Origin of the sequence: Parabacteroides sp. 52 (genome assembly GCF_010500925.1) — a bacterium.
Lineage (GTDB): Bacteria > Bacteroidota > Bacteroidia > Bacteroidales > Tannerellaceae > QVMG01.
The window spans coordinates 35,522-49,113 of sequence record NZ_QVMG01000020.1 but is presented as its reverse complement, the minus strand read 5'-3'; the positions used below and the strand labels follow the sequence as shown (position 1 = coordinate 49,113).

At 43.8% G+C, this 13,592-nt stretch carries 11 protein-coding genes; all 11 read left to right on the top strand.

The window, feature by feature from the left end; all coding sequences use genetic code 11:
- The first annotated feature begins 27 nt into the window (after positions 1 to 27).
- The 11 genes from dusB (at position 28) to D0T51_RS10520 (ending at position 13,578) form a co-directional block, all read left to right on the top strand.
- On the top strand, positions 28 to 1,017 hold the full coding sequence (gene dusB / locus D0T51_RS10570) for a tRNA dihydrouridine synthase DusB (RefSeq protein WP_163729101.1): 990 nt from the start codon (positions 28 to 30) through the stop codon (positions 1,015 to 1,017).
- A gap of 421 nt (positions 1,018 to 1,438) precedes the next feature.
- A complete protein-coding gene (metK, locus tag D0T51_RS10565) occupies positions 1,439 to 2,725 on the top strand; it encodes a methionine adenosyltransferase (RefSeq protein WP_163729099.1) in 1,287 nt (428 codons plus the stop codon).
- 467 nt (positions 2,726 to 3,192) lie between these two features.
- Entirely contained in the window at positions 3,193 to 3,321 is a 129-nt protein-coding gene (locus tag D0T51_RS10560) for a glycoside hydrolase family 125 protein (protein WP_280779038.1), read from the top strand.
- Positions 3,322 to 3,649: 328 nt separating this feature from the next.
- Positions 3,650 to 3,802: a 50S ribosomal protein L34 gene (rpmH, locus tag D0T51_RS10555; protein ID WP_163729096.1), complete on the top strand. Its 153-nt coding sequence runs from the start codon at positions 3,650 to 3,652 to the stop codon at positions 3,800 to 3,802.
- A 119-nt stretch (positions 3,803 to 3,921) separates the two neighbouring features.
- Positions 3,922 to 4,545 carry a PASTA domain-containing protein gene (locus D0T51_RS10550; RefSeq protein ID WP_163729093.1) on the top strand — a complete coding sequence of 208 codons (624 nt, stop codon included), beginning with the start codon at positions 3,922 to 3,924 and terminating at the stop codon, positions 4,543 to 4,545.
- A 3-nt stretch (positions 4,546 to 4,548) separates the two neighbouring features.
- The gene (locus tag D0T51_RS10545; protein ID WP_163729090.1) at positions 4,549 to 5,637 is read left to right on the top strand and encodes an RluA family pseudouridine synthase; all 1,089 of its coding nucleotides are present in this window, start codon (positions 4,549 to 4,551) and stop codon (positions 5,635 to 5,637) included.
- Positions 5,634 to 6,611: a D-alanine--D-alanine ligase gene (locus D0T51_RS10540; protein WP_163729087.1), complete on the top strand. Its 978-nt coding sequence runs from the start codon at positions 5,634 to 5,636 to the stop codon at positions 6,609 to 6,611. Before D0T51_RS10545 ends, D0T51_RS10540 begins: the two co-directional genes overlap by 4 nt.
- A gap of 85 nt (positions 6,612 to 6,696) precedes the next feature.
- On the top strand, positions 6,697 to 7,863 hold the full coding sequence (locus tag D0T51_RS10535; RefSeq protein ID WP_163729084.1) for a 1-acyl-sn-glycerol-3-phosphate acyltransferase: 1,167 nt from the start codon (positions 6,697 to 6,699) through the stop codon (positions 7,861 to 7,863).
- Positions 7,864 to 8,064: 201 nt separating this feature from the next.
- Positions 8,065 to 10,809, top strand: a complete 2,745-nt coding sequence (locus D0T51_RS10530) for a carboxypeptidase-like regulatory domain-containing protein (protein ID WP_163729080.1) — start codon at positions 8,065 to 8,067, stop codon at positions 10,807 to 10,809.
- Positions 10,810 to 10,828: 19 nt separating this feature from the next.
- Positions 10,829 to 12,052 carry a DUF4876 domain-containing protein gene (locus D0T51_RS10525; RefSeq protein WP_163729077.1) on the top strand — a complete coding sequence of 408 codons (1,224 nt, stop codon included), beginning with the start codon at positions 10,829 to 10,831 and terminating at the stop codon, positions 12,050 to 12,052.
- A gap of 5 nt (positions 12,053 to 12,057) precedes the next feature.
- The gene (locus tag D0T51_RS10520; RefSeq protein WP_163729075.1) at positions 12,058 to 13,578 is read left to right on the top strand and encodes a DUF6850 family outer membrane beta-barrel protein; all 1,521 of its coding nucleotides are present in this window, start codon (positions 12,058 to 12,060) and stop codon (positions 13,576 to 13,578) included.
- Positions 13,579 to 13,592: the final 14 nt, after the last annotated feature.

Here is a 13,592-nt window from a genome sequence, read left to right as displayed (position 1 = left end):
ACTTTTGCAAGTCAAGAGAAGCGTAGAATGAAAATAGGTTCGATAGATTTAGGGCATAGACCCGTTTTGCTGGCGCCGATGGAAGATGTGACGGATATCTCTTTTCGGCTGATGTGCAAACATTTTGGTGCGGATATGGTGTATACCGAATTTGTATCCAGTGACGCACTGATCCGTCATGTAAATAAAACAGCGCAAAAACTGATTGTCTCCGAAGAAGAACGGCCGGTGGCCATCCAGATATATGGAAAAGAGGTTGACGCCATGGTAGAGGCAGCGCGTATTTGTGAGGCAGCCAAACCGGATGTCCTGGATATTAATTTCGGCTGTCCCGTCAAAAAAGTAGCCGGCAAAGGAGCCGGGGCAGGAATGCTGCGAAATATCCCCTTAATGCTTGAGATTACAAAGGCTGTTGTAAATGCGGTCCGGATTCCTGTTACCGTAAAAACACGTTTGGGATGGGATGCGGATCATCGTATCATTGTTGATCTGGCAGAACAATTACAAGATTGTGGGATTGCCGCTTTGTCGATTCATGGACGTACGCGCGCGCAGATGTATACCGGGGAAGCCGACTGGACCTTGATAGGAGAAGTGAAAAACAATGCCCGGATGCATATCCCGATCATTGGTAATGGCGATTTGACCTCTGCTGAAAAATGCAAGGAAGCTTTTGATCGGTATGGTGTCGACGGTGTAATGATAGGACGGGGAAGCATTGGTCGTCCCTGGATTTTCCGGGAAGTAAAACATTTTCTTTCGACACAGGAGCTGTTGCCGCCAGAACCTTTTATGTGGTATTTGAATATATTGAAACAACAAGTATTTCAGAGTGTAGAGCGTTTGGACGAACGCAGAGGCATTTTGCATATACGCCGTCACCTGGCTGCGAGCCCGTTGTTTAAGGGATTGACAGACTTTAAACAAACGCGCGTAGCCATGTTGCGGGCAGAAACGGTGGAACAATTATTTGAGATCATGAACCGTATTCCGCTTGCTTACGGACTGGCTGAATGAGGATTGATTCAAGTCAAAATACGGGGAATTGTAGGTGAGAAAATATTATTTATTACAAAAGTTATAAAGATTTATAGATTTTATTCTATATTTGTAACGAGTTTTTTTCATAGTATTTTAGATCTAAGGTTAACAAGTCTTTGCAAAGAGGAGTCGGGAGACTACTTTATTGGAAAGCATGAAAAGACCGTTTGGAGATGAAACATCCCAATCGGTCTTTTTTTTATTTGCGAGGGAATTGGGAAAAACAGACGGTCGTATGAAAAGAATTTGTACTTTTGTCAGCGAATTGGTGTGGATAGATTTGTATGCTTGCAACCACAGGAAAAAATGCTAAAAGAATCACTTTTCTTTGCCGTTCGGCATACATTTCCTCCAGGTCAGTTCATTACAAACGATTATTACTTAATTAAATAAGGAAATGAGTTATTTATTTACCTCCGAATCGGTGTCCGAGGGACACCCCGATAAAGTAGCCGATCAGATATCGGACGCTTTACTTGATGAGTTTTTGGCATATGACAAGAATTCAAAGGTTGCATGCGAAACGCTGGTAACAACCGGGCAGGTTGTATTAGCAGGAGAAGTTAAATCGAGTGCCTATGTAGATGTACAGGATGTAACACGTTCGGTCATTGAACGGATAGGCTATACGAAGAGTGAGTATCAATTTGAAGCGAAGTCGTGCGGTGTGCTTTCGGCTATTCATGAGCAAAGCGGGGATATAAACCGGGGAGTAGAGCGGGCCGATCCGATGAATCAGGGAGCGGGTGACCAGGGCATGATGTTTGGGTATGCTACGGCAGAGACTGCGAATTATATGCCCTTGGCATTGGATCTGTCGCATAGTTTGTTGCAGGAATTGGCTATGATTCGTAAGAACGAACCGGAGTTGATGCCTTACCTGCGGCCGGATGCCAAAAGTCAGGTAACCATTGAATACGATGAGAACGGGACACCTTTGCGCATTGATACGATTGTTGTTTCCACACAACATGATGAATTTGTAAAGGCAGAGGGTATTAGTCAGGAAGAGGCGGATAATGCGATGCAGCAACGGATTGCGGCAGATGTGAAGAGCCTATTGATTCCCCGCGTCATCACACAATATCCGGCACATGTGCAGGCACTTTTCAATGAAGATATAATCTATCATGTGAACCCGACCGGTAAGTTTGTAATTGGCGGACCGCATGGAGATACAGGTTTGACAGGCCGTAAAATTATTGTAGACACCTATGGCGGAAAAGGGGCACACGGGGGTGGTGCTTTCTCCGGAAAGGACCCTTCGAAGGTAGACCGCTCGGCTGCCTATGCGGCACGTCATATTGCCAAGAACATGGTTGCTGCAGGGGTGGCAGATGAGATGCTTGTGCAGGTCTCTTATGCCATAGGCGTAGCCAAACCAATGAATATATTTGTGAATACCTATGGTCGTGCGAATGTAAAGATGAGCGACAGTGAAATAGCCGATCGCATATGGGAGCTTTTTGATATGCGTCCCAAAGCGATAGAGGAGAGGTTGAAATTGCGCAATCCGATTTATCTGGAAACGGCTGCCTATGGGCATATGGGTCGTCAGCCGCAGAAGGTGACAAAGGTTTTTACTTCCCGTTACAATCCGGAACCTATTCTTTGTGAGGTGGAATTGTTTACCTGGGAAAAACTGGATTATGTAGAAGCGATAAAGAAGGTCTTCGGACTTTAATCCTATCCATTAAATAAAAAGCCTGCAAGTGCGTATTTGAAATGCGTAAGTTGCGGGCTTTTTCTTTTGGGGGTGAGCCCTCTTTTTATGGCGATCAAGAGCTGAATGAAAAAAATTTGCCCGTTCTGTCACCATGATAAATGGCAGAACGGGCATTCTAAACGGTAAAAATATTAACGATGTAAAAGTAGATGTTTTCTTCTTTGGGTCAGTTCTGTATATTCACTATAAGTTTCACAATTAATTATTGAGCCCTGTTTTTTTCTGAAATAGGGATTTTTTTGCCTATATCAGCCTTCTGTGGGCTTCCTGTCGCTCTTTTTGTGGTGCGTAAATGAATAATACGGGGTGAAATTACAAGAATTTCTCGATACATTTTATGCAAATACAGAATTTCATTGAATTCTTTGTTTATTTCTTTATTTATAAATCGATGGCAATAATCCGAACATCTTATAAAAAGTTAAATATATTTTTCTGTTGTGGAGGGTGACTTTACCCGTTCTTGGTTTGCTTGGGTGAACACTTTGTTTGGGGAAATGATCTACCGATTGGTCAATGAGGGCAAAGTAGATGTATTAAATAATTTAGGATAAAAAGTGTGGAATATTCTGTTGCCGATGGGCATCGACAATATTGCTGATCACGTTCGTCAATATTGCTGATGCGCTTCGTCATTATTGCCGATGCGCATCGGCAACAGAATTGTCCATCGTTTTGACTTTTTTTGTACTTCTTCTCGGGAGGCAATCAGTGAAAAAACAGCTATGATCCGGTACATTCTCTATTATATATAGGTATACTCCTGTCTTTTTTGACGGTTTTATACCCGCAAAATCCATAGAACAATTTTGTTTATTAAAAAAAAGGATTTATCTTTGCAGCCCGATTAGATAAGAAAAAGAATAATAAATCATATAGAAAATGAAAAGAACATTTCAACCTTCGAACCGGAAAAGAAAGAACAAGCACGGTTTCCGTTCAAGAATGGCAACAGCTAATGGCCGTAGAGTATTGGCTTCTCGTCGTGCAAAAGGAAGAGCAAAATTAACTGTATCTGACGAATACGTAGGATAATCGGTTCGATTTGTAAGATTTTATAAAGAAAGTAAAGGTTTTTACTAAAAAGCCTTTACTTTCTTTGTTTTTGAGGCTTTTTTCCTACTTTTGACTCGCCTACAAATGCAAGGATAAAAATGAAAGATTTTTTGATGAAAGTATTAAAGAACCCATTTGTAATACATTTATTATTGGTGGTGGTTGTCTCATGCGCTGTGATCTATGGCGTAATGAAATGGCTGGATCATTATACACATCATAATAAAGCAGTCGTTGTTCCGGATGTAAAAGGTCTTTCGATGGACGAGGCTGTTGTCTTCTTTGAAAACAGTGGCTTGCGTTACAATGTGATCGACTCTGTCTTTTCCAAAGAAGTAGCTCCCGGATCGATAGTAGAACTCGTGCCGGCAGTGGGAGCCAAGGTGAAGGAAGGGCGGATTATCTTTGTGACGATCAACGCCACCACTTCGCAGATGGCAGTTATCCCTGAGGTGGAAGATCTCTCTTTCCGTCAGGCCTATGCCTTGCTTCATTCGCTTGGATTTCATACGATAGAGACCAAATACGTGCCGGGAGATTATAAAGACCTGGCTTTGGCTGTGGAGTTAAACGAGCGGGTGTTGGTACCTGGCGAAATGATTCTTTTGACAGCCCCGCTTGTCTTGGTTGTCAGCAGTGGAGAGGCAGAAATGTCGGATTCTTTGTCGGTGGACACTCCACCTGTAGAAACATTGGATAGTGAAGTAGAACGCTGGTTTTAACGCATGAGGCCATTTTTCGAAGATATAGAAGAAGAGCAGGAAGATGACCTGATGCTGCCCGGTGAGGGAGAGGAGACGGAATCTACCGGCCTTTATGAGCATTTCCGGTTTGTAGCCGATAAAGGGCAAACCCTGTTGCGTGTGGATAAATTCCTGGTGGATCGTATGATGGGGGCTACCCGTAACCGCATTCAATTGGCAGCCGATGCCGGATGTATCCGGGTGAATGATAAACCGGTCAAAAGCAATTACCGGGTGAAACCACTGGATGTGGTGACTCTCGTTCTGGATCGTCCCCGTCGGGAACTGGAAATTATTCCTGAAGATATTCCTTTACATATAGTCTATGAAGATGCCGATCTGATGGTTGTCAATAAACCGGCCGGGTTGGTGGTTCATCCCGGGCATGGCAATTACACGGGAACGCTGGTGAATGCATTGGCCTGGTATCTGAAAGACGATCCGTATTACGACCCGGCAGACCCACGCGTAGGCCTGGTACATCGCATAGATAAAGACACCTCCGGATTGCTTGTGATCGCGAAGAAACCGGAAGCCAAGGCGCATTTGGGATTGCAATTCTTTCATAAAACAACCAAACGAAAATACAATGCCCTGGTATGGGGAATTGTCCGGGAAGAGGAGGGGCGTATCGAAGGAAATATCGGACGTGATCCCCGTGATCGGATGCAAATGACCGTTTTCCCGGAAGGTGATCAGGGGAAAACGGCTGTTACCCATTATTCTGTATTGGAACGCTTGGGTTATGTCTCCCTGGTAGAATGCCGTCTGGAGACGGGTAGAACCCATCAGATCCGGGTGCATATGAAATATATCGGACATACCCTCTTCAATGACGAACGTTATGGTGGGCATGATATATTGAAAGGAACGACGTTTACCAAATACAAACAGTTCGTACAGAACTGTTTTCATGTCTGTCCCCGGCAGGCCTTGCATGCCAAGACGCTTGGTTTTATCCATCCGTCCACCGGGGAAGAGATGTATTTTGATTCCGAAATACCATCGGATATGACAGCATTGATTGAAAAATGGCGTTCCTATGTGAATAGTAAAGAGATAGAAGAATGAAAAGGACTATTGCTATTGTAGCCGGGGGAGACTCTTCCGAAATTGTCGTTTCCCTCAAAAGTGCGGAAGGAATTTATTCGTTTCTTGATAAAGAAAAATATAATGTCTATATTGCCCTCGTGAAAAAGGAGGGCTGGGTGGTAAACCTTCCTGACGGGGGCTGTGCGCCGATCGACAAGAACACTTTCAGCTTCACGGCAAACGGGGTAAATGTACAGTTTGATTTTGCTTATATAACCATACATGGTACCCCCGGAGAAAACGGATTGCTGCAAGGCTATTTCGAGATGTTGCATATACCTTATTCCTCCTGTGGAGTATTGGTGAGTGCACTTACCTTTAATAAGTTTGTATGCAACCATTACCTGCGTAGTTTTGCTGTTCCCGTAGCCGACTCAATCCGCTTATTGAAAGGACAGACGGTGACGGACGAAGAGGTGGTAAACCGTTTAGGCTTGCCGGTCTTTGTGAAACCGAATGACGGTGGAAGCAGTTTCGGCGTGACAAAGGTCAAAACAGCGGAAGCGATTCAACCAGCGATAGAGAAAGCCTTCTCCGAAGGGAATGAGGTGATTTTGGAGCGTTTTATCAAAGGTACGGAAGTGACGTGTGGCTGTTATAAAGTAAAAGGAAAAGAAGTGGTATTCCCTCTGACAGAGGTAGTCACAGAAAATGAGTTTTTTGATTTTGATGCCAAGTATAACGGAGAGGTCGATGAGATTACACCGGCTCGCATATCCGCTGCACTGACGGAGAAAATACAACATCAAACGGCAAAGATATATGATATACTGGGGGCAAAAGGATTGATCCGCGTAGATTATATTATTCCGGAGAAAGAGGAACCGATGTTACTGGAGGTGAATACTACTCCCGGTATGACTGTGACTAGCTTTATTCCGCAACAGGTACATGCTGCGGGTTTGGAAATGAAGGATGTTTTAACTGATATAATAGAGAATGAATTTACATAATTGATCGTTTACAATTGGCAATGCACGTAGGTTTATCCCGATGTATTGCCGGTTATCGACTGTCAATTGTCAATTAGAATAAGTTATGAATAAAGAAATAGATCTCCACAAATTCGATGATATCCGTCCTGTCAACAACGACGAAGTAAAGGACGCGATTGAAGAACTGTTGGCGAATGATGATTTCATACGGGCGTTGCGTTACATTAAACCGGACTTGGATCGGGAGGCGTTTGCAGCACTTATGCGAACCTGTAAGACCAAAGAAGAGTTTAAAACCATTTTAGGGTATGATGCGGTCATGACGGTGGCAAAGAAAACGACCTTTTCTCTTTCCATTTCCGGCAGAAGCCGTTTGCCGAAGGGAAGCCCTGCCTGTACTTTTATTTCTAACCACCGCGACATCGTACTGGATGCCTCTTTCCTGAATGTCATGCTCTATGACGTTGGTTATGGCTTGACGCAAGTGGCTATCGGGGACAACCTCTTGGTATGGCCTTGGATCGACACCGTTGTCCGCCTGAATAACAGCTTTATTGTGAAAAGAGGTGTTTCCGGTCGCCAACAACTGGAAGCCAGTATGCATCTCTCTGAATATATTCACCATACGATTAAAGAAACGAAAGAATCTATCTGGATCGCTCAGCGGGAAGGACGGGCTAAAGATTCGGACGACCGTACGCAGAGCAGCATACTCAAAATGCTGAATATGGGAGGAGATCAGAAAGATATCCTGAGTAATCTGATGAATCTGAATATTGTACCTGTCTCTATCTCGTATGAGTTTGACCCCTGCGATTTTCTGAAAGCACAGGAGTTTCAGCTGAAACGGGATGATCCTGATTTTGTGAAAAGTGAGAGAGACGATCTATTGAATATGGAGACCGGTATCTTATATAACAAAGGACGGGTTCATTTTACCATTGCCAATCCGATCAACCCCCTATTGGAAAAACTGGATCCGGAGATGGAAAAGGTTGATCTCTATGCTGCCATAGCCGGTATCATTGATAAGGAGATTTATAAACATTACCGTTTCTATCCTTGTAATTATGTAGCTTATGATATGCTGACGGGAACAAAACGTTTCAGTGGCATGTACGGCCTGAAAGATAAAAAACTCTTCAAAGAGTATCTGCAGGGACAGTTGGATAAGATCGTTATTCCAAATAAAGACGAGGATTATTTGCGTACAAAGATACTGGAAATGTATACCAACCCGTTGAAGAACCATCTGGCGATAGAAGACTAAAGCCGGTTGTATTCTCCTCCCAATAGGAAGTGAATCATTGAGCTTCTTATTCCGCATGCATACCTATTAATGGGTATGCATGCGGCGTTAAAGTCAATAGAGGGTGCGCTATGGCGAGCCTTTGTTTCTTCCCTTTTACCTATTTGTGGGTATTTGAGCATGTTTTGCTTGTTACTACCTTTGTAGTCAAATAATTAAGGGATGTTTGGCAACTGTTTCTTTGTACTTTTATTGCTTATATCACCCTGTTTTCAATTGTTGGGACAGGAACAAAAAGAGGATAAAACAATAGTTCTTCAGGGTACGGTATTAGATACTCAGACAAAAGAAACGCTTAGTTATGCCGCTATTCAGCTAAGCTCTGAAAACAAGGTGATATACGGAGCAATCACCGATACTAACGGACAATTTAAACTTCACAATCTACCGATAGGTAATTATACGCTTGTCATTTCTTATTTGGGATATGATAGGTGGGAGCAATCCCTTTCACTATATAAGAATACCCTTCTGCATTTTCCATTATCATCTTCTGCTACGGCGTTGAATGAAGTTGTTGTGACAGCTTCCGAATCGAAAGGGATGACGACAGCCTCTACGATCGATCGTACGGCGATGAAACATTTGCAGCCGACAAGTTTTACCGATCTGCTCGAACTCTTGCCCGGAGGAAAGGCAAAGGATCCGATTATGGGTTCCCCTAACCTGATTCATATGCGTAATGCCTCTTCAACCAGTGAGGTGATAGCCTCCTTGGGCGTTTCTTTCCGGATTGACGGCAATATGATAAATACCGACGGTAACCTGCAAGCCGTTCCCGGAGTGAATAACGAGAAAGAGTTTGTTTCGAAAGGATTGGATATGCGTACCTTGTCCACCGACAACATTGAGAGCGTGACTATTATCCGCGGTATTCCTTCCGTGGAATATGGGGGACTTACCGATGGATTGGTGGATATCAAACTAAAGAATAAACAAACACCCTGGGAAGGACGTTTTAAAGCGGATCAGGTAGGGAAGCTTTTTGCCATAGGCAAAGGCATAGGACTGTCGGAAAAGGCTGTATTGAACGTGGATCTCAGTTACCTGGATTCCAAAATAGATCCCCGCAATGCGTTGGAAAACTATAAACGTATCACTGCCTCCGCCCGTTTCCATAAGACAAATAAAATGCGGAAGGAATACCTTCTCAACTGGGGTATGAACGTCAGTTACACAGGCTCTTTGGATGATCGAAAAGAGGATCCCGAGATTATGATGCGGGAAGATAAATATAGCTCTTCTTATGACAATATATTGGCAGGAGGAAACCTGGAGCTTCTCTTCCCGCAAAAACATATCATGCACTCTCTGAAACTGCATGGCAGTATGAATCAGTCTTTCGATCGCATCGAACAGACAAAGGCAATCTATCTGGATCGCCCGACAGCTATTCCCAATACAACGGAAACAGGAGAAAGTGATGGCACTTACCTGCCGTATCAATACATCGCCCGCATGAAGGTGGATGGCAAACCTTTGCATACCCATCTTAAACTATCCGGTAAGTTGGGCTTTGAGACCTGGACGATCGGACATGTGGTGATTGCAGGGACAGAGTTGACCTATACCAAGAACCGGGGAGAGGGGATGGTGTACGATGTGAATCGCCCTCTGTCTTATACATCGAACTACCGCCCGCGTGCGTATAAAGCTATTCCCGGAAAGAAAGAACTGGGCTTTTATTTGGAGGATGCACTATTGTTACCATTGGGCCAACATCTGGTGAAAGGGAATGTGGGGATCCGGGGAGAGTCTTTACTCGGCCTTGACAGCCGCTTTGCGATGCAAGGAAAGGTGTATATAGATCCACGCCTGCGCCTGTTGTGGGAACTGCCGGCAATCAAAGACTGGCATTTCGATCTGTCAACAGGTATCGGCTGGCATACCAAAACACCTACTGTCTCCCAGCTTTATCCGGATCCTTTTTATGAAGATATCGTACAACTGAACTATTACCATACAAACCCCGAATACCGGCGGATTCATCTGATGACCTATACATGGGATCTTACGAATTATGCATTGGAGCCGGCCCGTAACCGGAAATGGGAAGTGCGGTTGGGAGTGGACTATAAAGGGAATAAGTTTTCACTGACTTACTTTGACGAACAAATGGATAATGCGTTCCGGGAGAAGTCTTATTATACCTTATTGCCTTATAAAGAGTATGATACGAGTACGATCGATCATACTTCCATTACGGCACCTCCTTCCCTGGAGGAGTTGAACTATACGGAGGAAGTATTGGTCAATGCTCGTAAAAATCAATGGGGAAATGGTTCTTTTATACATAAACAGGGGATAGAGTTCCAGTATGCTTCGAAACGTATCGATTTGTTGAAAACCCGGGTGACTGTTGACGGTGCCTGGTTTAAAACAACGACCAGGAACAGTATGCCTTTTTACAGGCAATCATCTGTTCTTATCAATAACAAACAGCTGCAATATATCGGATTATATACATGGGAGGATGGAGCTGAAAAGCAAGCCTTTCAGACGAAGTGTAAGGTCGATACCTATCTGCCGTTTCTTGGTTTGACCTTTTCTGCGGATGCGCAATGTACCTGGTTTACCAGTACGAAACCATTATGGAACAATGGCACTCCGGAGTATTATTTAGGAAAAGACGGGATTCCACATGTTTTTACTGAGGCCGATAAAGAGGATATGTATTTGCAACATCTGGTGCAGAAGTATTCGGCGGACTATTTTACGCAAGAAAAAATCCCTTTTCTTATGGATATCCACTTTAAAGCAAATAAAGAGATCGGTAAATATATAGAGTTGGCACTCTATGTAAACCGGCTGTTAACACTTTATCCCGATTATGAAAGAAGAGGACAAACGGTACATAGGGAGGCACGTTCCCCCTATTTTGGCATGGAGATGAATATTCGATTTTAATAGTAACAAAATAAAACAAATGAAACGAACAAAAATGTTTTTAGCCTTTATGGCAGCTTGTGTATTGGGCTTTACGGCCTGTAATAGTGATGATGATTTAACAACGGATGTGTCTGTATCCGTAGTTCCCCCTTCTTCTGTGCAGGGATTAACAGTTACCTCGGGTGACTTTTTGTTTACAAATGTGAGTACGGGAGTGGAGACTTCTTTGGCTTATAATGCAAACAGTCTGATATTGAATCTGGCGGATGGACTTTATAATGTGACCTTCTTAGGGGAGGGAACCTATGTCAATGGCACTTCGACCGCCGGTGAAGAGGTGAAAGTGCAAGGCGTCAAACAAAATGTGGAAGTGATCGGAGGTACTTGTCATCTTGCGGTGGAAGTATATATTGTCGGTTACGAAAAAGCGGACTTCGTCATTGCCGAGATCTATGGTGTAGGAAGTTATATTAACGAGACAAATAAACAATACAACGGAGATCAGTATTTCAAAATCCATAACAACGCCGCCGATACGCTTTATGCAGACGGACTGGTCTTATTGGAATCGAAGTTCCTCACAGTAACGAAATATGATTATACACCCAATATCATGGACGAGGCCATGACCGTACAGGTGGTAGCCATAGTGCCGGGAAGTGGAAAAGACTATCCGGTAGCTCCGGGGCAGTCTATCATTATCTGTGATAATGCCATCAACCATACGGAATCCAACAATAACTCGTTCGATTTGTCCAAAGCCGATTTCGAATGGTATACCTCTTCTTCCTCTACCTCGACTACCGATGTAGATAATCCGGCGGTTCCGAATATGGAAATGTTGTATAACTATACAAAAACGATCTGGGTACTTCATAAGATGGGTAGTAAAGCATATGCTATCGGGCGTCTGGGGGTAAGTGCGGATACCTATGTGAAAGATTATACCTATACGTATACCTATATCATGGCCAATGGGAAAGAAAGCAGTGTGCAGACGGAATATAAATTCCCGAATGATTGGATCATTGATGCGGTCAACCTAGGGGCTAAGAATAACTTCGTGTGGGGTTTGGTACATGCTTCCTTGGATATGGGATTCACTTATTATGGTGAAAATACAACCATTGCAGAGAATGTAGGTAAAGCTGTACAGCGTAAGGTGACTTACCAGGATGCAGACCGTGTATTCTATCAGGATACAAATAATTCGACAGCCGACTTTAATGTCGGTCAACGCCCTTCCCAGGCTACAAAATAAGATAGATGAAACGCATTCTTTTCATACTGCTTTTTATACCTCTTCTGTTGCCGGTAGCGGCAACAGATACACTTACTATTGGACGCAAGGTAGAGCAAACCTTTATGCCGTCCGATGGGATGCGTGTGCAGCTATGGAAGAATCCGGCGATCCATTATTATTACCGTGATTTTGGCCTTTCTTCCCTCTCTCTGCAAGGCCAGAAAGAAGAGAGGAATCAGGCGGCATTGACGCAAAAAGGCAATGGAAGCCTGTATGCGAACCTGCATGCGGAATCATTTCTTCTGCTCTCGGATAAGGACCGGGTGTTTGGAGAAGCGGGCTACCGCAACGGCATAGAGAAAAATATCTATTGGAACGAGAACGACGACTTCGAACTGCTCTATCCTTATTTTACGGGAGACTCTATCGGAGGAGATCTGAAAAAAGAAGCCTATTACTTCATGGGTGGATATGCCCGCGAGCTGGGGGCATGGACATTGGGGGGGAGAATGCGTTACCGTGCTTCTCTCTCATACCGTCAAAAGGATCCCCGGCCCCGCAATATAGTGTCGGATCTGCACTTCTCTTTGGGGGCAGCGCGGCGTATGACCGACAACTACCGCTTGGGTGTGGCAATGCATGTACGTAAATATGGGCAAAACAGTGAGATTACATTCTATGCCGACAAAGGGGCTACCTCAGTTTATCATTTATTGGGGCTCGGGGTGGACTATATTCGTTTTGCCGGTACTTATTTTGATACCCGCTATGCCGGTTGGGGCATGGGAGGGAGTGTAGAGCTATTACCTGAAACGGCCGCTGGCTTTTCTGTTTCTTTATTGGTGGATCATTTTCAGTTCAAAAAACAACTATCTTCTTTGTCATATCTTCCACTTGTGGAGATGAAAAAGAAGAAGGCAGCATTGGAAGCCACCTGGATAAAGAAGATTGTTTCCAGGGAATATGCGGTAAAGTTCAATGGCGGATGGGAAAAGCAGGAAGGTGCTGAAAATATATTTGGCGAACCGAATGGCAAGGTTTATCCTTTGCTTAATTCTTCTGTTACGTATACAAACCAATTGTACCATATCACTCTGTCGGCAGCCATGGCAGAGCCGGTCAGGGCAAACAGAATCGGCTGGAGCCTTATGCCTTACACAGACTACCGGAATACGGAATCTACCTATAAAAGTGCAGGCCGTATGATGAAAATAGCTACTTTTACAGGTGGAATAGATGGCCGGATTTTGTTGAAAAAGGGATGTACCCTGTGGACCGTAGCTGCCCAAACGGCTTATAGTGCGAACGAAACAGGAGATTCCCGGTTGACAAACCTGGATAAAGAAAAGTCATTGGCGCAGGCTTTATTGCACGATTTTGCCTATCTGACAGATGATCATTGGCATCTGAATCTCTCTCTCAGGGCGGATTATTTCTTAAGAAATAACAAAGCCTTGTCTCTCTCTTCCGGATGGTTACACGAAGAATATGCACATAGTGGGAAAACAAATTCTTGGAGGGTATCTATCGGATTTATCTATTAATATTCAATTAAAAA

Excerpts from the sequence above, each read along its gene's own strand:
- dusB (WP_163729101.1), top strand. The coding sequence starts at position 28 with ATGAAAATAGGTTCGATAGATTTAGGGCATAGACCCGTTTTGCTGGCG.
- metK (WP_163729099.1), top strand. The coding sequence starts at position 1,439 with ATGAGTTATTTATTTACCTCCGAATCGGTGTCCGAGGGACACCCCGAT.
- rpmH (WP_163729096.1), top strand. The coding sequence starts at position 3,650 with ATGAAAAGAACATTTCAACCTTCGAACCGGAAAAGAAAGAACAAGCAC.
- D0T51_RS10550 (WP_163729093.1), top strand. The coding sequence starts at position 3,922 with ATGAAAGATTTTTTGATGAAAGTATTAAAGAACCCATTTGTAATACAT.
- D0T51_RS10545 (WP_163729090.1), top strand. The coding sequence starts at position 4,549 with ATGAGGCCATTTTTCGAAGATATAGAAGAAGAGCAGGAAGATGACCTG.
- D0T51_RS10540 (WP_163729087.1), top strand. The coding sequence starts at position 5,634 with ATGAAAAGGACTATTGCTATTGTAGCCGGGGGAGACTCTTCCGAAATT.
- D0T51_RS10535 (WP_163729084.1), top strand. The coding sequence starts at position 6,697 with ATGAATAAAGAAATAGATCTCCACAAATTCGATGATATCCGTCCTGTC.
- D0T51_RS10530 (WP_163729080.1), top strand. The coding sequence starts at position 8,065 with ATGTTTGGCAACTGTTTCTTTGTACTTTTATTGCTTATATCACCCTGT.
- D0T51_RS10525 (WP_163729077.1), top strand. The coding sequence starts at position 10,829 with ATGAAACGAACAAAAATGTTTTTAGCCTTTATGGCAGCTTGTGTATTG.
- D0T51_RS10520 (WP_163729075.1), top strand. The coding sequence starts at position 12,058 with ATGAAACGCATTCTTTTCATACTGCTTTTTATACCTCTTCTGTTGCCG.